Below are 16968 nucleotides of genomic sequence, written 5' to 3' on the forward strand. Positions count from 1 at the left end.
CATGATGTTGAACATGTCGGCCAGCGCCGCAGGCCTCTGCGATTTCATCGACGCTTCTCCGTCGCCGTTCCACGCCTGCGCCACGGTGGCGGCGCGACTGATCGATGCCGGGTACACCGAACTGAGCGAGACCAAACGCTGGCCGGGCGAACGCGGTCGCTACTTCGCGGTGCGAGCCGGCTCACTGGTCGCCTGGAATTCCGACGGGGCCGACGGCCCGTTCCGGATCATCGGCGCACACACCGATAGCCCCAACCTCCGGGTTAAGCAGCATCCCGATCGGCTGGTCGCCGGTTGGCGGGTGGTGGCGCTGGAACCGTACGGCGGAGCGTGGCTCAACTCCTGGCTCGACCGCGACCTGGGCGTCAGCGGACGGTTATCGGTTCACTCCAGCGATCAGGCCACGGGGATAGAGCACCGGCTGGTCCGGATAGACGAGCCGATCCTTCGGGTTCCGCAGCTGGCCATTCACTTGGCCGAGGACCGGAAATCGCTGACGCTGGACCCGCAGCGACACGTCAACGCGGTCTGGGGCGTCGGCGCCGAAACGAAATCGTTCATCGACTTCGTCGCGGAGCGCGCCGGGGTTGCGCCGGCCGCCGTGCTGGCCGCCGACCTGATGACTCATGACCTCACCCGATCCACCGTGTTTGGTGCCGATGGCGACCTGCTGAGTGCTCCCCGGCTGGACAACCAGGCCAGTTGCTATGCGGGCATGGAGGCGCTGCTGGCCGCCAAGCCGTCGGGCTTTGTGCCCGTGCTGGTGGTCTTCGACCACGAGGAAGTCGGTTCGTCTTCCGATCACGGCGCGCAGTCGAACCTGCTGGGCACCGTCCTCGAGCGCATCGTGCTCGCCGCCGGCGGCTCCCGCGAAGACTTCCTGCGCCGGCTGCCCGAGTCCTTGCTGGCCTCGGCGGACATGGCACACGCCACCCACCCCAACTATCCGGAGCGGCACGAGCCCGGCCACCTCATCGAGGTCAACGCCGGACCGGTGCTCAAAGTGCACCCGAACCTGCGCTATGCCACCGACGGTCGCACGGCCGCGGCTTTCGCGCTGGCCTGCGAGCAGGCCGGGGTCGCCCTGCAGCGTTACGAGCACCGCGCCGACCTGCCCTGTGGGTCCACGATCGGGCCGCTGGCGGCGGCCCGGACCGGCATACCCACCGTCGACATCGGCGCCGCGCAGCTGGCGATGCACTCTGCGCGCGAATTGATGGGCGCTCATGACGTGGCTGCGTACTCCGCGGCGATGAGCGCGTTCCTTTCGCCAGGGGCGTTCCGAGGTTCTGCGGCCTAAACGCCGGCGGGGTGGGCGATCAGGGTGAGTGCAAAGGTCGCCGCGTTGAGGGCGAGCAGGAACCCGGCGAAAGCGAACTGGCCGGAAATATCGTTGGCGAGTACGTGGGTGTACATCGCGCAGATGAAAAAGATGGTTAGCCCGGCTGCCGCCGCGACGCCGATTCCAGGAATCCACAGGCCGGTGATAAGCCCAAGGGCCCCAAGGGTTTTTAAAGTGCCGATGGGAAACCTCAGCCAGGACAGCGGCACCCCGGCCCGGCGCATGGGCGGAATGATGGGCGCGAAGTGGACAAGCGCACTCACACCCGAAAATCCGTCGAGGGCTATGGCGCTTATCGTCACGACAAGGTATGCGGTGTACATGCTGGTGGCTTCCTACGATGGTCGACCGATGGGGGAATCGCTACGCGCTAGCTCACCGGAATCGGGTCTAAGCGGAACACGGCGATCCGGCCGGCCAGCGCCTCGACCTCTTCGGGGTTGCCTTGGCGCACCAGGCCCGAGCGCTTCAGGAAGCCCACACCGACCGGCACCTCGATCGGATATTCCCGCAACACCGGGCGGGCCTGCTCGGCGGTCAGCTCGGTTATCCTGACGCGCCGCACCTTTCGGCCCTTACGGAGCGTCCCGGCCCCGGCGGCCCGCGCATTCCGTGCCCAATCGGCACCGGGGAATCCCGCCACGGCAAAAAGCTGTCCGTCGAGCGTGAACGGTGTCATCGGCGTGCTGCGCGGCCGACCGGTTTTGCGGCCCGGCACAGTCAAGACCATGGGAGGTCCCGTGGGTACGCCGAGCTTTTGCATCGCGATCATGAGCTTGTTCATCGGTTTCAGCCAGCGAGGCGGGCTCGGGTTGGACATCACTTCTCCTTGGTGTGTATTCCGTTGCGGTGAATTGGAATCGGCCGTGCCGGGGCGCCGCCGGACTTGTAACCGACGCCCACCGGCAACCCGTAATCCAAGGACGGGTCGGCGGCGCGGAAAGTTACAAGTGCCTGCGTAACTTTTCGCAGCGCCGTCTCGTCGTGAGCACGGTTGTCCGCCCATGGCGAAATCCAACGCGTTACTTCCGCCTGGCCCTTGTGAGGCCTAGGGTCTGGCGGTATGGCGCTCAACGTGGAGATGATCACTTTCGACTGCCGCGACCCCGCGCAGCTGGCCGCTTGGTGGGCCGAGCAGTTCGGCGGTACGACGCAGGAACTGCTCGCCGACGAGTTCACCGCGGTCAGCTTGTCGGAAGGACCCCGGCTCGGATTCCAAAAGGTGCCCGACCCCACGCCCGGGAAGAACCGCGTGCATCTCGACTTCGGTGCCGCCGACGTTGATGCCGAGGTGTCCCGGCTGACATCCGCCGGGGCCACCGAGGTCGGCCGGCACAAATTCGGCGACAATTTCCGCTGGGTGGTGCTCGCCGACCCCGAGGGCAACGTCTTCTGCGTGGTCGGTCAATAGCCCCCGCAGCGGCCCGACGGCAACGGCAGCGCGGCCCTAGACTGTCTGGCGTGACTGTCTCCGGGACGAGCGCCCGCACCCAGGCGATCGACACCGTCGAGCACGCCGCTAACAGCCCCGACCAGCCGCAGCCGTTCGCCGAGCTCGGTCTCAAAGACGACGAGTACCAGCGGATTCGTGAGATCCTGGGCCGCAGACCCACCGACACCGAGCTGGCGATGTACTCGGTGATGTGGAGCGAGCACTGCTCGTACAAATCGTCCAAGATCCACCTGCGCTACTTCGGTGAGACCACCACCGATGACATGCGCGCCGGCATGCTGGCCGGCATCGGCGAAAACGCCGGCGTGGTCGACATCGGCGATGGCTGGGCCGTCACCTTCAAAGTGGAATCGCACAACCACCCGTCCTACGTGGAGCCCTACCAGGGTGCGGCGACCGGCGTCGGCGGCATCGTCCGCGACATCATGGCGATGGGCGCACGGCCGGTCGCGGTGATGGACCAGCTTCGGTTCGGTGCCGCCGACGCGCCGGACACCCGCAGGGTGGTCGACGGGGTGGTCCGCGGGATCGGCGGCTACGGCAACTCGCTCGGGTTGCCCAACATCGGCGGCGAGACCGTCTTCGACGCCTGCTACGCCGGCAATCCGTTGGTCAACGCTCTGTGCGTGGGGGTGTTACGCCAGGAGGACCTGCACCTGGCGTTCGCCTCGGGCACCGGAAACAAGATCATCCTGTTCGGCGCGCGCACCGGCCTCGACGGCATCGGCGGGGTGTCGGTGTTGGCGTCGGAAACCTTCGACAGCGAAGGATCCCGCAAAAAGCTGCCCTCGGTGCAAGTGGGGGACCCCTTCATGGAAAAGGTGCTCATCGAGTGCTGCCTCGAGCTCTACGCGGGCGGCCTGGTGATCGGCATCCAGGACCTCGGCGGCGCCGGATTATCCTGCGCGACTTCGGAATTAGCATCGGCCGGGGACGGCGGGATGGCGATCGAGCTCGACGCCGTCCCGTTGCGGGCCAAGGACATGACGCCCGCGGAGGTGCTCTGCAGCGAGTCGCAGGAGCGGATGTGCGCGGTGGTGGCGCCGGAGAACGTCGACGCGTTCCTGGCGGTTTGCCGTAAATGGGAGGTGCTGGCCACGGTGATCGGCGAGGTCGCCGACGGTGACCGGTTGCGGATCACCTGGCGCGGCGAGACGGTCGTCGATGTGCCGCCGCGCACGGTGGCGCACGAGGGGCCTGTGTACCAGCGGCCCGTCGCGCGGCCGGACTCGCAGGACGCCCTGAACGCGGACCGGTCGACGAGCCTGCCGCGGCCGGCGACGGGGGAGGAGTTGCGCGCGATTTTGCTTGCGCTGCTGGGCAGTCCGCATCTGTGCAGCCGGGCCTTCATCACCGAGCAGTACGACCGCTACGTACGCGGCAACACCGTGCTGGCCGAACACGCCGACGGCGGCGTGCTGCGCGTCGACGAAACCACCGGCCGCGGCATCGCGCTCTCGACCGACGCGTCGGGGCGCTACACGCTGCTCGATCCCTATGCCGGCGCCCAACTCGCGCTGGCCGAGGCCTACCGCAACGTCGCCGTCACCGGCGCGACGCCGGTGGCAGTGACCAACTGCCTCAACTTCGGCTCCCCGGAAGATCCCGGGGTGATGTGGCAGTTCTCGCAGGCCGTGCGGGGGCTGGCCGATGGTTGTGTGGCCCTTGGCATTCCGGTGACCGGCGGCAACGTCAGCTTCTACAACCAGACCGGGTCGGCGGCGATTCTGCCCACGCCGGTGGTCGGCGTGCTCGGTGTGCTCGACGATGTCGGCCGGCGCATCCCAACCGGCCTGGGCCGCGAACCGGGCGAGACGCTGATCCTGCTGGGCGATACGCGCGACGAATTGGACGGTTCCGTCTGGGCGCAGGTGACCGCCGATCACCTGGGCGGATTGCCGCCCGCGGTCGACCTGGCGCGCGAAAAGCTGTTGGCCGAAGTGCTGAGCGCGGCCTCCCGCGACGGACTGGTGTCCGCGGCGCACGACCTGTCCGAAGGCGGGCTCGCGCAGGCCATCGTGGAGGCGGCCCTGACGGGCGAAACCGGTTGCCGCATCGTGCTTCCCGAAGGTGCCGATCCGTTCGTCACGTTGTTCTCCGAATCGGCGGGCCGGGTCCTGGTGGCGGTGCCGCGCACCGAGGAGAGCCGGTTCCGGGCGATGTGCGAGGCGCGGGGGCTGCCCGCGGAGCGCATCGGCGTCGTCGATCAGGCCTCGGATGCGGTGGAGGTGCAGGGCCTGTTCACCGTGTCGCTGGAGGAACTGCGCGAGACGTCCGAGGCGGTGCTGCCGCGCCTCTTCGGATGAGCTGTAGCGACGAACCTTGATGTACCACAACGGTTTTCGCCGGGCAGGTGCGTTCTCTTTGGCCGCCGCACTGGTTGGCTGGAGCTTCGTCGGCCCGCGACTGCCCACGGCGTGGCGGGCCGCGGTGCAGGGCGGTGCGGCCGGCCTGCTGGTGCTGATGACGCGCGCGCCGTTGGGTTTGTCTCCACCGCAGCTGTGGGCGGGGCTGCGGTTGGGTTCGGCGACCGGTGCGGCGGCGGCGAGCGTGATCGGCGCGACGACGGCGGTGCCGTTGGTGCGGGCATCGATGGCGCACCGGGAGACACCCGGATCGGCACCTGCCTGGCTCCTGCTTCGCATTCCGGTCGGGACCGTCTGGGCCGAAGAGGCTGCGTTCCGTGCGGCGCTGACCGCCGTCGGTTCGGGGGCGTGGGGCAGGCCGGGTGGAAGGTTGTTGCAAGCGGCAAGCTTTGGGCTCTCCCATATCGCGGATGCGCGGGCGGCCGGCGAGCCGGTGCTGGGCACTGTGCTGGTGACCGGCATCGCGGGCTGGCTGTTCGGTTGGCTGGCAGATCGTTCCGGCAGCCTGGCCGCGCCCATGCTGGTGCACTTGGCCATCAACGAGGCCGGCGCGATCGCCGCGCTGAGCGCGCGGCATCACGGGTTGATGGTGTAGTCGCCCAGCTGGCGACCCCATACGTGCTCGAGGAAAAGTGGCGAGCCGAGTTCGAAGTGGTTGTACGGAGCCATGCTCGCGCCGGTGTCCATCACCAGGAACGGCGCCGGCCACAGCTGCCGGGTGATCGTCTGCCAACAGCCCGGCAGGCCGCCGGGCCCGCCCCTGGCGTTGGTGCGGGGCAAGTTCTCCGGCCAGATATACGGATTGGGCGCCCCGGCGATCGCGCCCGCTGCGTGGGCGCCGAGCGAGTAGCCGTTGTCGCCAAGGGCGTTGTGGATCTTGGGCCCGACTTCGTTGAAATTGCGTATGGTGCAGAAGATTTCGGGACTGTACTCGTCGAGCAGCTGGCTGGAGCTGACCAGATCGGCGGCTCCCCGCGCCAGGTATGTTCCGCCGCGGCCGAAAACGTCCGCGCCCGTGCCGCCCAGTCCGGCCGCGGCCAGCAGCGCCGCGTCCAGGTCGGCTTGCCGGCGGTTGAGCGCACGCGCCGTCGTCACGGCGTAGTCGAGCGCATCCCACAAGTCCGGCGAGGCATTGGCGTACGTCTCACCGAGCGCGGCCAACCGCCGGATATCGGCGCGGACTTCGCGCATCTGGGGATTCACGTCCTCGAGGATCGAATTGCCGTTCACCAAAGAGGCGCCGAACTTGTCGCCCAATCCCGTCAGGGCTTGCGCGGCCGCGCTCAGCGTCAGATTCACCTTGACCGGATCGACTTTCTCCGCGATCGAGATGAGCGTCTCGAACACGGTGTTGAATTCGGTCGTGACCGACCTCGCGTCGATCACGGTCGACGGTGTGATCGCTTGGGCGGTGGGCTGAGGCGGCGAGGTCAACGCGACGTATTTGTTGCCGAAGACGGTGGTCGCCTTGATGGCGGCCGCCACGTTGGCCGGGATCATCTTGATGTACCGGGGGGTGATGTCCAGTACCACCTTGGCGGCCGGCTTGCCGTCGCGGGTGGTCTCGGAGATGCTTGCCACCCGGCCGATCTGGACCCCGTTGTAGGTGACCTTGGACCCCGGGTCCATCACCAGTCCGGCCCGGGTGGCGACCACTGTTAGCTTCGTCGTCGGGGTGAGTTCGCCACGGAACTGTAGGTAGAGGAGCGACCCGGCCAACCCCATGATGGTGAGCGCCACGAGGCCGACTGTCTTGTACGGTGGCCCGCGCCGCAAGCGACGACGCTCCATGAGTTTGAGACCCTAGGGTATGGCCGCCCGTGAAAAGGCCGATCCGGCAAAGACCCGACGGGCCGTGTTGGCGGTGGCTGACTGGCTGCGGGACGAATCCCTGGCGCCGCCCGACCGCGAAGGCCTTGCCGCGGCGGTTCGACTCACCGCCCGCACTCTGGCCGCCCTGGCACCCGGCGCCAGCGTCGAGGTGCGTATCCCGCCGTTCGTCGCGGTGCAGTGCGTCGCCGGGCCCCGGCACACCCGAGGCACGCCACCCAACGTGGTGGAGACCGATCCGCGGACGTGGCTGCTGCTGGCCACCGGGATGCTGTCGTTCCGAGCTGCGAAGGGCGCCGGCGCGCTGAGCCTTTCCGGCGCTCGGGCGGGTGAGATCGAACACTGCCTGCCCTTGTTCGATGTCGGCTGAATAGTAACTCTGAACTGCAGGTTTAGGGTTAGGCGGGGAATTTTCGCCGCCCAACACGCGCTGTTGATTCGCAGTCGCGGGCGTCGGACCCGTAGACTCCGTTACGTCACCAACCGTTCCCCAGGGAGCCGCCCAATCGTGACCGTCCAGGAACCCGAGCAGGACCTGAACTCGCCGCGTGAAGAGTGTGGTGTCTTTGGGGTTTGGGCCCCCGGCGAGGATGTCGCAAAACTCACCTATTACGGCTTGTACGCCCTGCAGCATCGCGGGCAGGAAGCCGCGGGTATCGCCGTAGCCGACGGATCGCAGGTCCTCGTCTTCAAGGACTTGGGTTTGGTCAGCCAGGTGTTCGACGAGCAGACGCTCGCGGCGATGCAGGGCCACGTCGCCATCGGGCACTGCCGCTACTCCACCACCGGTGACACCACCTGGGAGAACGCGCAGCCGGTATTCCGCAACACCGCCGCGGGCACCGGCGTCGCGCTGGGGCACAACGGAAATCTGGTCAACACCGCCGAGCTCGCCGCCCGCGCGCGCGACGCGGGCCTGATCGCCCGCCGCGCCCCCGCCCCGGCGACGACGGACTCCGACATCCTGGGCGCGCTGCTCGCTCACGGTGCGGCGGACTCCACCCTGGAGCAGGCGGCGCTGGACCTGCTGCCAACCGTGCGCGGCGCGTTTTGCCTGACCTTCATGGACGAGAACACGTTGTACGCTTGCCGCGATCCGCATGGGGTGCGGCCACTTTCGCTCGGACGGCTCGACCGCGGCTGGGTGGTGGCATCCGAAACGGCGGCCCTGGACATCGTCGGCGCCTCGTTCGTGCGCGACATCGAGCCGGGAGAGCTGCTGGCGATCGACGCCGACGGGGTGCGCTCCACGCGTTTCGCCAACCCCACCCCCAAGGGCTGCGTCTTCGAGTACGTCTACCTGGCACGCCCGGACAGCACCATCGCCGGCCGGTCTGTGCACGCCACCCGGGTCGAGATCGGTCGCCGGCTGGCCCGCGAATGCCCGGTCGACGCCGACTTGGTGATCGGGGTTCCCGAGTCGGGCACCCCCGCCGCGGTCGGATACGCGCAGGAGTCCGGCATTCCGTACGGGCAGGGCCTGATGAAGAACGCCTACGTCGGGCGAACTTTTATCCAGCCATCGCAGACCATCCGCCAGCTCGGTATCCGGTTGAAGCTCAACCCACTTCGCGAGGTCATCCGCGGCAAGCGGCTCATCGTCGTCGACGACTCGATCGTGCGGGGGAACACCCAGCGCGCGCTGTTGCGCATGCTGCGCGAGGCCGGTGCGGTCGAAGTCCATGTGCGTATCGCGTCGCCACCGGTGAAATGGCCCTGCTTCTATGGCATCGACTTCCCGTCGCCCGCCGAGTTGATCGCCAACGCCGTGCAAGACAAAGAGGAGATGCTCGAGGCCGTGCGGCATGCCATCGGCGCGGACACCCTCGGCTACATCTCGCTGCGCGGCCTGGTCGCGGCATCCGAGCAACCCGCGTCGCGGCTCTGCACCGCCTGCTTCGACGGCAAGTATCCGATCGAACTGCCCGAGGAGACGGCGTTGGGTAAGAACGTCATCGAGCACATGCTCACCAACGCCGCGCGCGGAGCCGGTCTCGATGATCTGGCGCCCGACGAAGTGCCAATCATCCACTGACGGACGCTCGATGCGCCCCTTCCGGGACGTTTGATAACGGCGGTCGGCGGCGCCCGGTAGCCTTTATCGCGATGACGGATCCCGGAAAAAGCCCCGGACGAAACCCGGGCAGCCACGGCATCACCTACGCGTCAGCCGGGGTGGACATTGAGGCCGGTGATCGCGCCGTTGAAATGTTCAAGCCCCTGGCGACAAGGGCCACCAGGCCCGAGGTGCGGGGCGGCCTAGGTGGGTTCGCCGGGCTGTTCGCTTTGCGCAACGACTACCGCGAACCGCTGCTCGCGGCGTCCACCGACGGGGTGGGAACGAAGCTGGCCGTCGCCCAGGCGATGGACAAGCACGACACGGTCGGCCTGGACCTGGTCGCGATGGTCGTTGACGACCTCGTGGTCTGCGGCGCCGAGCCGCTGTTCCTGCAGGACTACATCGCCGTGGGCCGGACGGTGCCCGAACGCCTCAGCGCCATCGTGGCGGGTATCGCCGAGGGCTGCGTGCGGGCCGGCTGCGCGCTGCTGGGCGGGGAAACCGCCGAGCACCCCGGCCTGATGGAACCGGACCACTACGACATCTCGGCGACCGGTATCGGCGTCGTCGAGGCCGACGACGTCTTGGGTCCCGATCGCGTCAAGCCCGGCGACACCATCATCGCGATGGGCTCCTCCGGCCTGCATTCCAACGGGTACTCCCTGGCCCGCTCGGTGTTGCTCGAGATCGACCGGATGAACCTGGCGGGTTATGTCGAGGAATTCGGCCGCACCCTGGGCGAAGAGCTGTTGGAACCCACTCGGATCTACGCCAAAGACTGCCTGGCATTGACCGCCGAAACCCATGTCCGCACGTTCTGCCATGTCACCGGCGGCGGACTGGCCGGCAACCTGCAGCGCGTCATCCCGCACGGCCTGGTCGCCGAAATCGACCGCGGGACCTGGACACCCGCACCGGTGTTCGCCATGATCGCCCAGCGTGGCCGGGTGGCGCGCGAGGAGATGGAGAAGACGTTCAACATGGGCGTGGGCATGGTCGCCATCGTCGCGCCCGAGGACACCGACCGCGCCTTGGCCATCTTGACGGCACGCCACTTGGACTGCTGGGCGTTGGGGACCGTCTGCAAGGGCGGTAAACAGGGCCCACGGGCAAAGCTGGTTGGACAGCACCCGAGATTTTAGAAGGCGGGAGCCGGGCTAGCGCGGTGCCGAAACGAACCGCACCGGCACAGCGACGTGATTAGCGACGCCAGTCGTCGCTGTCTTCCCAGGAGTCGCCGACACCGTCGTCCTCCGGCTCGGTGGAGTCGGCGGCGTCCGACCCTGCCAGCTCGCGCTGAAGCCGCTGGAAGTCGGTCTGCGGAGAACTGTATTTGAGTTCTCGAGCAACCTTGGTCTGCTTTGCCTTAGCCCGGCCGCGGCCCATGGGGGAACCCCCTCGCGCAATAACGGAGCGGCCCGAATCAGGCGGCTCCGATCTCCTGGTGTCGTTATTGTCCTGCCGACAGTTTACCGTGCCTTACGGTTGGGCGTCGGTGCCCCCTGCCGCTGTGGCGGACGTTGTCGACGATTATCTCGCACCGCCCCGCAACCGTTCAACGGCCAGCCGTCCCGCGCCGATCTGTTCCGCGGGCGGCAGCGAATCGGCGTCGATCACCGCAGCCACCGAACCTTGCGGGCCGGTCGCCAGTTCCGTGTCGGCCGGGATCCCGCGCTTGAGTAACGCCAGGGCGACGGGCCCGAGGTCCACGTGGTCCACCACGGTGCCAAGGCGGCCGACGGTGCGACCGCCGGCGAGCACCGGATCACCCGTCGAGGGCCGCTCCACCGAGCCGTCGAGGTGCAACAGCACCAACATCCGGGGCGGTTTACCGAGGTTGTGCACCCGCGCGACGGTCTCTTGGCCCCGATAGCAGCCCTTGTCCAGGTGGACCGCCCCCTCGCCGGGGCCGCCGATCCACCCCACCTCATGCGGAATCGTGCGCTCATCGGTGTCGACGCCCAACCGCGGGCGCAGCGCCACCACCCGGTGCGCTTCGTAGGTCCATACCCCCGCCGGCCGCAGCCCCGCCTGGACCAAACGTTTCCGCCAGTTGGCCGACTCGCCGCGCGGGACCACCAAATCGAGTTCGATCTGGCCGGCGGGGCCGCCCGGCATCCGTCGCACAAACCCCCCGCCGGCCACCGGGACCGCCGTCAGCTCGCCGGGCAGGGCGTCCACGCCGAGCGCGTCGAGCACGGCCCGGTCGGACAGGCGCGGGCCCAACAGCGAAAGCACCGCCATGTCGGCGGCAGCCGGGGTGACGTCCGACCAGAAGACCATCTTGCGCAGGTAGTCCAGCAACGGTTCGCCGCGCCACGGCTCGGTGTCGAGGTAGGTGGTGCCGCCGAGTTCGGTTTGGACCCAGTGATCCTCGACGCGGCCCTGACCGTCGAGGCTGAGGTTCTGCGTGCTGGCGCCTTCCGGGAGGTCGCTGACGTGTTGGGTGGAGATGCTGTGGAGCCATTTCTGCCGATCACTGCCGGTCAGGGTGAGCACCGCGCGGTGCGAGCGGTCTACAACTACCGCAGCGGTTTCTGCCGCGCGCTGTTCGCCCAGGGGATCGCCGTAATGCCAGACGGCGCCCGCGTCCGGCCCGGCGTCGGGTGCAGGAACTGGATTCACACGTCAACTCTACGGACCCCTCCGCCGAGCGTGCGGTCAGTTGCACAGCCCGAGCTAGGCTTTACCTCCATGGCAGGCGAGACCGGTGTGATCGTCACGCTGGACGGCACGATTCATCCGCCGGACGCGCCCCTGCTGCACGCCGACGACTTGGCGGCGGTTCGCGGCGACGGCATCTTCGAGACGCTGTTGGTCCGCGACGGCAGGCCCTGTCTGGTCGAGTCCCATCTGCAGCGGCTGACCCAATCGGCGAGGCTGATGGATCTGCCCGAGCCGGACCTGCCGAGCTGGCGCGGTGCGATCGACCTGGCCACCCGGCAGTGGGTCGCGGACACCGCCGATGAGGGCGCGATGCGCCTCATCTACAGCCGCGGCCGGGAGGGCGGGACTTCGCCGACCGCCTATGTGATGGTCACCGCCGTCCCCGAACGAGTGACGGCCGTTCGGCGCGAGGGGCTGGCCGCGGTGACGTTGGACCGCGGACTGCCCTCGGCCGGCGCCGACGCGATGCCGTGGCTGCTGGCCGGCGCCAAAACGCTGTCCTACGCGGTCAACATGGCCGCTTTGCGCCATGCCGCCCGGCATGGCGCCGGTGACGTGATCTTCGTCAGTTCGGACGGCTACATCCTGGAAGGACCGCGCTCGACGGTGGTGATCGCCGCCGATGACGAGACGGGGGCGGGCGGGAACCTGTGCCTGCTGACACCGCCGCCGTGGTATCCGATTTTGCGTGGCACCACGCAGCAAGCGCTCTTCGAGGTGGCGCGGGCCAAGGGATACGACTGCGACTATCGAGCGTTGCGGCTTGCCGATCTCCATGCAGCACAAGGGATCTGGCTGGTCTCGAGTATGACGTTGGCCGCGCGCGTGCACACGCTCGACGGTCGGCCACTGCCCCGGTCGCCGTTGGCCGCCGAATTCGCCGCACTGGTCGACTCGGCGATCGTCAGCGATCGCTAGGCGCTGAATTGTGTTGTCGGCTTGCGGAATCGCGGGTACGGTCGGCCGTACACAGGGAAGGAGGTGGTCCGGAAAATTGATAGCTTCATGGACATGTGAGGTGGCTGCGCGCTAGCTGCAGTGGCTTTCGAAGAGCTGGCGATATACGCGCGCTGGCGAATTCCCCGCAGTCACCCGGCCCCCGAGCTTCCGGTCTGTCCAACCAGGAGCCTTGCTCGGGGGCCGCTCCATGTCTGGAGCGGTTACTGGCTCACCTTCGCAGCTATCTGCCCCGCGAGTTTGCCCGCCTGACCGTTCTCGGCGTCGGGGCCGCACAGCAACAAGTCGACGACCACACGGGACACCGCATGCAGCGCGTGGTGGCAGATCCGGGTGCCGTCTGCCTGCGTCCGCTCCTGGAAGATTTTCGGCACGGTTCCCGTGACATCACCGAACTTCCATTCGCTGGACTTGCCGTTGAAGGTCAACGTGATCGATTGCCCCGCGCATGCCTTCCACCTGTCCGTGGACGCCTGCACGAATGCCGTCGCCTTCTGCGGCGACGAAAACTGCACGACCGCTTCATAGATGCGGTGCAGCTGGCTCTCGCCAGGGCTATGCACGGCTTGGGCGCTGAGCCCGGTGTAACCGTCCGCCCCCTGGTAGGCCGATTCTTCGATGGGTTCGAACACGCCTTTGCAATCCGGGTTGGACAGCGTCGGCCTGAAGTTGCGCAGCTGCTCGGCCTTGTCGGACACCACCAGGTTCGGGTCGCCGACGACGGCGCCGACATCGGCGGGGCCGAGCAGATAGGAGTCCAGCTTCGAGGCGTTCCCGGCCGCCGGGACACCGGGGGCAGCCGAACTCGGGGTTCCGCCCGCTTGGGGGGAGGGCTTGGTCTTGCCGCCCTGCGTGGTGAATACGACGACGATCGCGATCACCGCGATCACCGCCGCGGCGGCGCCGCCGATGATGAGCAGCCGCTTGTTGGACCCACCCGCCTCGGTGGGTGTGGCGGCCCTGGGGGACGGACCGCCGGCCGGCACCGCGTCGGGCTGTGCTGCGGCCGCCGCCGGTGCCTGCGACTTGCTCTCGTTCACCGCCGCCGACGAACTGTCCTTGGCCTCGATCTCGGCCAGCACGTTGTCGATCTCGGTGCGGGTGCGGTAGGTGACGTCGTGGCGCAGACGCAGCATGCGCAACAGTTGTCCGATGTCGCCGCGGGCGCTGGGATCGTCGCCATCCTCGTCGAGTCCCTGCCTGAGTTCGATCAAAAGCTGGGTCTGCGCCTGCGGGCTGAGCTCTTTTTCGGCGAGGGTGTCGCCCAACCGGGTGATGTACCCGAACGGCACCGGCGGCTCGTCGGGCAGCGGGTCCGGCAGGGGCACCGGCTTGCTTTGCAGCGCGTGTACCGCGGTCACGAGTTGAATGCCGGCGTCGACGGTCGGTTCTCGGTAGTCGATGATCTGCAACGCGGCAAGGGGATTCACGCGCATGCTGTCGACGTCACCGATCCGCACGGGAAGGATCGGCCGGTTCAGCGCCCTCGCGTAACGCAACTCGGCCTGGCTGGGTTTGGACTGCAACCAGTTGTTGGACAGCGCAACGACGAACACGTCACACGAGCGGACCTGCTCGAGGATCTTGTTCCACCACGATTCGCCGCCGCCGAGCTCTTGGTCGAACCAAACCTGTTGTTGCGCGCGCCGAAGCGCGCCAGTCAGGGCGTCGACCGCCGCCCTGTCTTGGCTCGAGTAGCTGATGAACAGGGGCATCACGGTCTCCTACGGGGAGGCGTAGCAAACGAACGGCGGAATCGGCGCATGCGGCTATTGGGCATGCGCCGATACCGTATCAGTGTCGGGCGGTGTCAGACGGCGCAAATTCATCGCCGTTCGGCCCGTGACGGCTGAAACTCAACCTGGGGTGCCGTCAACCGCCGAAGCGTCCTCGGGAGGGTGGAATTCGGCGTAGCGACGCGCGAATTCGGGACCGGGAACCGGCCACTGCTCGCCGGTGGATCCCAGGACGACCCAGTCGCCCTCCGCTGCGGTTGTCGGCCCTTCCAAGGTGTTTACCGTCTCGCCCGGGTAGGCCGGACGGGCCTGGACCCGTCCTCTTCGCTGCCAGCGCCCGTCGCCGGCCGCCTCGTAGGAATCGCGGAAGATGTCGTCGCGAACCGACCACACCCTGCCGTCTTCCTGGATTGCCCAGTCGCCGGCGTCGGCCTGCATGGTGTGCCCCGAATCCGAGGTCCATGTCCACGGGGCGCTTCGTTGTTCGGCGGCCACCGTGCCCACCCGGGTGAAGGACCGCCAGAGCGGGCGCGACCGGAAGCCAAGCTGGCGCAGGCTCCACAACGTGGCGGCCAGGCTGCGCACCGCGGCATCGAGTAATTCCGAATCGGCCTCGACCGCCGACCAGTCGACCAGCTTGTTGTGGATCTTGCGTGAATCGTCGCGCAAGGAACCGAATTTCCACCCGTTGCGACGGTAGTAGCGGCACCAATCCTCGTGCTCGGCGCGGGCCATGCTCATCGCCGAATACTGGTCGAAGCCCATCAGGGCCAGCTGTTCCAAGGGGGGCAGATTCGCCATCTCGTTGCCGGACAGCTGGGCGGGCGGGCTGCCCCAGGTATTCCAGGTGTGCCCCGCGATCTGTTCCACCATCCACAGCGCGTTGCGCACCTGCCGCCGGTTGGACCCGCGGTAGAACTCGTTGAGCTTGGCCCACGGCAACGCGGCCGGAGATCGTGGCGCCCCCGCGTCGATCGTCGAGACGTACCGCTCGTGGATCAACCTGGCCGCGCGCTCCCAGGCGTCCCGCACCTGGCCGTCCTGGGTGTCCAGCACCAGGGAGTAGGACTGCAATCGGCCGACGACCTGAATCGAGTCGTCACTGATGCTGGTGTTGAGGTCCGAGGCGTAGATGGGCATGTCGGGGAAGCGGGCTGCCAGCCTCGCGGCGGTCATCGCGGCATGGGAGTCGACGAAGATCACGGCGCTCGTTGCAGGGTCGACGTCACCGACCAGCTTCAGCATGGTCGGCACCGTCGGCGCCTCGGCCGTGGCTTCGATGGTCGGCCCCTCCGAGGCGAATCCGGCCTCCTGCCGGTAGAACTCGTGATCCGCCAGGTACTCCGGGGCGTCCGTGTCGACCAGCGTGAGCGCGGGCAACGGCACCGCGCCCGGCGGGGTGTAGAAGTCGCGTTCCAGGGTGCGTTGGGTCAGGTCGGCGCATAGCGCCAGGGTCAATTGTGAAGTGCCGCAGACGAATACCCGCTTCATCCGTCCGGTTGCGATGATGCCGTCGAGCAGCCTGCCCGCGGTCACCTCATACTTGCCGACCACATCGGCCGCCCACCGAGTGTCCGACCCGCCGAGCTGCTGGGCGCGCCAGGCCTGGGCCAGCCACGGGTCGTCCATCCGCACGATCAGCGGCAACCGCCGCTTGTGGGCGACCTCGTCAAGCCGACGTCCGATCTGGTCCAGCCACATCAGGTTGATGGCCGGGTCGGGAGCCATGAGGTAGAGGCGGGACAGGTGGCGCCACAGCCGCAGCGATACCAGGGTGGACGGGTTGTTGAAGTCCACCAACACCACCCGGGCGCCCTGCCTGCGTGCCCGCTGTACGCGGTCGTCGCTGGCGCCGGTGATGACGACCAGCGTGCCGCGCCGGTCCAGGGTGCGCGCGACCGCGCTGATGATCGACTGGGTGTCGCCGTCGATGCCGACGATGGCGGTGACGGAATCAGCCAGGTTGGCCCGCAGCCGGTCCACCTGGGCGCGGAAAACCCCCACGGCGACGCCGCCCAGCCCGGTGAAGATCGCCGACAGTGCCGCGATGCGGGCCAGCTCCAGGCCGACCGGCGTCGGGCTCGGACAGGTTCGCCCGCTCACCGAGAAGTCACCGGTGCCGCCCTTGACCAGACTGGCCGTCGCCATCAGCGGCGTGAAGAAGGCCGGATGGTTGGCGTCGTGGCATCCCCAGTACGAGCTGAGGCCGAGGATCGCGCTCATGCCGACGAGGACGGCGATCACGGTGAACGAAACACCCACCACCCGGTGGCTGTGGTCGGAGCGGAAGGTCAGCACGCACGCCGCGATCAGCACGGCCACCACGATTGCGAGCGTGGCCATCGACCCGGGCCGACCGAACCATGCGAGGTTCGGTGGCAGCGAGTCGATGATCCAAGGCCACAGGTCCAGCACCGCCAGATAGACGATCAGCAGCAGACCGACTGCGGATACGCCCCAGCGCAAGGTGGGCGAGGGTGCGCTCGTGGGACGCATCCGCCGATCTCCCTTCGCGTGGTATCGGCTGCTCGGACGTCGAACAGTACACGCAAAAGACC

Annotated in this window: 15 protein-coding genes; 8 read left to right on the forward strand and 7 right to left on the reverse strand. The window is 67.9% G+C overall.

Features of this window, described 5'->3' with window-relative positions:
* Positions 1-13 precede the first annotated feature (13 nt).
* Positions 14-1300: a M18 family aminopeptidase gene (locus A5678_RS03205; RefSeq protein ID WP_197502020.1), complete on the forward strand. Its 1287-nt coding sequence runs from the start codon at positions 14-16 to the stop codon at positions 1298-1300.
* On the opposite strand, the gene A5678_RS03210 is transcribed toward A5678_RS03205, so the two are convergent.
* Positions 1297-1665 carry a DoxX family protein gene (locus A5678_RS03210; RefSeq protein WP_068038316.1) on the reverse strand — a complete coding sequence of 123 codons (369 nt, stop codon included), beginning with the start codon at positions 1663-1665 and terminating at the stop codon, positions 1297-1299. The genes A5678_RS03205 and A5678_RS03210 overlap by 4 nt on opposite strands.
* 47 nt (positions 1666-1712) lie before the next feature.
* Entirely contained in the window at positions 1713-2162 is a 450-nt protein-coding gene (locus tag A5678_RS03215) for a nitroreductase family deazaflavin-dependent oxidoreductase (protein ID WP_068038319.1), read from the reverse strand.
* 243 nt (positions 2163-2405) lie between these two features.
* Between A5678_RS03215 and A5678_RS03220 the strand changes: the two genes are divergently transcribed.
* From A5678_RS03220 to A5678_RS03230, 3 genes are read left to right on the forward strand one after another with little or no spacing between them, the layout of a single operon-like run.
* The gene (locus A5678_RS03220; RefSeq protein ID WP_068038322.1) at positions 2406-2753 is read left to right on the forward strand and encodes a VOC family protein; all 348 of its coding nucleotides are present in this window, start codon (positions 2406-2408) and stop codon (positions 2751-2753) included.
* A 50-nt stretch (positions 2754-2803) separates the two neighbouring features.
* Entirely contained in the window at positions 2804-5101 is a 2298-nt protein-coding gene (gene purL / locus A5678_RS03225) for a phosphoribosylformylglycinamidine synthase subunit PurL (protein WP_068038325.1), read from the forward strand.
* A 19-nt stretch (positions 5102-5120) separates the two neighbouring features.
* Complete coding sequence (locus tag A5678_RS03230) at positions 5121-5756, forward strand: CPBP family intramembrane glutamic endopeptidase (protein ID WP_068038329.1); 636 nt, start codon at positions 5121-5123, stop codon at positions 5754-5756.
* Here A5678_RS03230 and A5678_RS03235 read toward each other — a convergent pair.
* Positions 5738-6952, reverse strand: coding sequence for an MCE family protein (locus A5678_RS03235; protein WP_068038331.1), 1215 nt, complete (start codon positions 6950-6952; stop codon positions 5738-5740). The genes A5678_RS03230 and A5678_RS03235 overlap by 19 nt on opposite strands.
* Positions 6953-6971: 19 nt before the next feature.
* On the opposite strand from A5678_RS03235, the gene A5678_RS03240 reads away from it, so the two are divergent.
* From A5678_RS03240 to purM, 3 genes are all read left to right on the forward strand, one after another.
* Positions 6972-7361, forward strand: coding sequence for a sterol carrier family protein (locus A5678_RS03240; RefSeq protein ID WP_068038335.1), 390 nt, complete (start codon positions 6972-6974; stop codon positions 7359-7361).
* A gap of 138 nt (positions 7362-7499) precedes the next feature.
* Positions 7500-9026 (forward strand): amidophosphoribosyltransferase, encoded by a 1527-nt coding sequence (gene purF / locus A5678_RS03245; RefSeq protein WP_068038338.1) that lies wholly within the window; start codon positions 7500-7502, stop codon positions 9024-9026.
* 71 nt (positions 9027-9097) lie between these two features.
* The gene (purM, locus tag A5678_RS03250) at positions 9098-10192 is read left to right on the forward strand and encodes a phosphoribosylformylglycinamidine cyclo-ligase (RefSeq protein WP_068038341.1); all 1095 of its coding nucleotides are present in this window, start codon (positions 9098-9100) and stop codon (positions 10190-10192) included.
* Positions 10193-10250: 58 nt separating this feature from the next.
* Here purM and A5678_RS03255 read toward each other — a convergent pair whose 3' ends face one another.
* Together A5678_RS03255 and A5678_RS03260 are read right to left on the reverse strand one after the other, a co-directional pair.
* Positions 10251-10436, reverse strand: coding sequence for a DUF3073 domain-containing protein (locus A5678_RS03255; protein ID WP_068038344.1), 186 nt, complete (start codon positions 10434-10436; stop codon positions 10251-10253).
* Between the two features lie 144 nt (positions 10437-10580).
* Positions 10581-11675, reverse strand: a complete 1095-nt coding sequence (locus A5678_RS03260; RefSeq protein ID WP_068038347.1) for a folate-binding protein YgfZ — start codon at positions 11673-11675, stop codon at positions 10581-10583.
* 87 nt (positions 11676-11762) lie between these two features.
* Here A5678_RS03260 and A5678_RS03265 point away from each other — a divergent pair, with 87 nt between their 5' ends.
* Entirely contained in the window at positions 11763-12635 is an 873-nt protein-coding gene (locus tag A5678_RS03265; protein WP_156746748.1) for an aminodeoxychorismate lyase, read from the forward strand.
* A 242-nt stretch (positions 12636-12877) separates the two neighbouring features.
* On the opposite strand, the gene A5678_RS03270 is transcribed toward A5678_RS03265, so the two are convergent.
* Positions 12878-14389, reverse strand: coding sequence for a sensor domain-containing protein (locus A5678_RS03270; protein WP_068038352.1), 1512 nt, complete (start codon positions 14387-14389; stop codon positions 12878-12880).
* A 141-nt stretch (positions 14390-14530) separates the two neighbouring features.
* Complete coding sequence (locus tag A5678_RS03275) at positions 14531-16906, reverse strand: hypothetical protein (protein ID WP_068038355.1); 2376 nt, start codon at positions 16904-16906, stop codon at positions 14531-14533.
* Positions 16907-16968 lie beyond the last annotated feature (62 nt).

Origin of the sequence: Mycobacterium sp. E2733 (assembly GCF_001667585.1) — a bacterium.
Lineage (GTDB): Bacteria > Actinomycetota > Actinomycetes > Mycobacteriales > Mycobacteriaceae > Mycobacterium.

Bases quoted from the DNA above. Each gene is read 5' to 3' on its own strand.
- A5678_RS03215 (WP_068038319.1), bottom strand. From the start codon at position 2,162: ATGTCCAACCCGAGCCCGCCTCGCTGGCTGAAACCGATGAACAAGCTC.
- purM (WP_068038341.1), top strand. From the start codon at position 9,098: ATGACGGATCCCGGAAAAAGCCCCGGACGAAACCCGGGCAGCCACGGC.
- A5678_RS03205 (WP_197502020.1), top strand. From the start codon at position 14: ATGTCGGCCAGCGCCGCAGGCCTCTGCGATTTCATCGACGCTTCTCCG.
- A5678_RS03220 (WP_068038322.1), top strand. From the start codon at position 2,406: ATGGCGCTCAACGTGGAGATGATCACTTTCGACTGCCGCGACCCCGCG.
- A5678_RS03270 (WP_068038352.1), bottom strand. From the start codon at position 14,389: ATGCCCCTGTTCATCAGCTACTCGAGCCAAGACAGGGCGGCGGTCGAC.
- A5678_RS03230 (WP_068038329.1), top strand. From the start codon at position 5,121: ATGTACCACAACGGTTTTCGCCGGGCAGGTGCGTTCTCTTTGGCCGCC.
- A5678_RS03210 (WP_068038316.1), bottom strand. From the start codon at position 1,665: ATGTACACCGCATACCTTGTCGTGACGATAAGCGCCATAGCCCTCGAC.
- A5678_RS03275 (WP_068038355.1), bottom strand. From the start codon at position 16,906: ATGCGTCCCACGAGCGCACCCTCGCCCACCTTGCGCTGGGGCGTATCC.
- A5678_RS03255 (WP_068038344.1), bottom strand. From the start codon at position 10,436: ATGGGCCGCGGCCGGGCTAAGGCAAAGCAGACCAAGGTTGCTCGAGAA.
- A5678_RS03240 (WP_068038335.1), top strand. From the start codon at position 6,972: ATGGCCGCCCGTGAAAAGGCCGATCCGGCAAAGACCCGACGGGCCGTG.
- A5678_RS03235 (WP_068038331.1), bottom strand. From the start codon at position 6,952: ATGGAGCGTCGTCGCTTGCGGCGCGGGCCACCGTACAAGACAGTCGGC.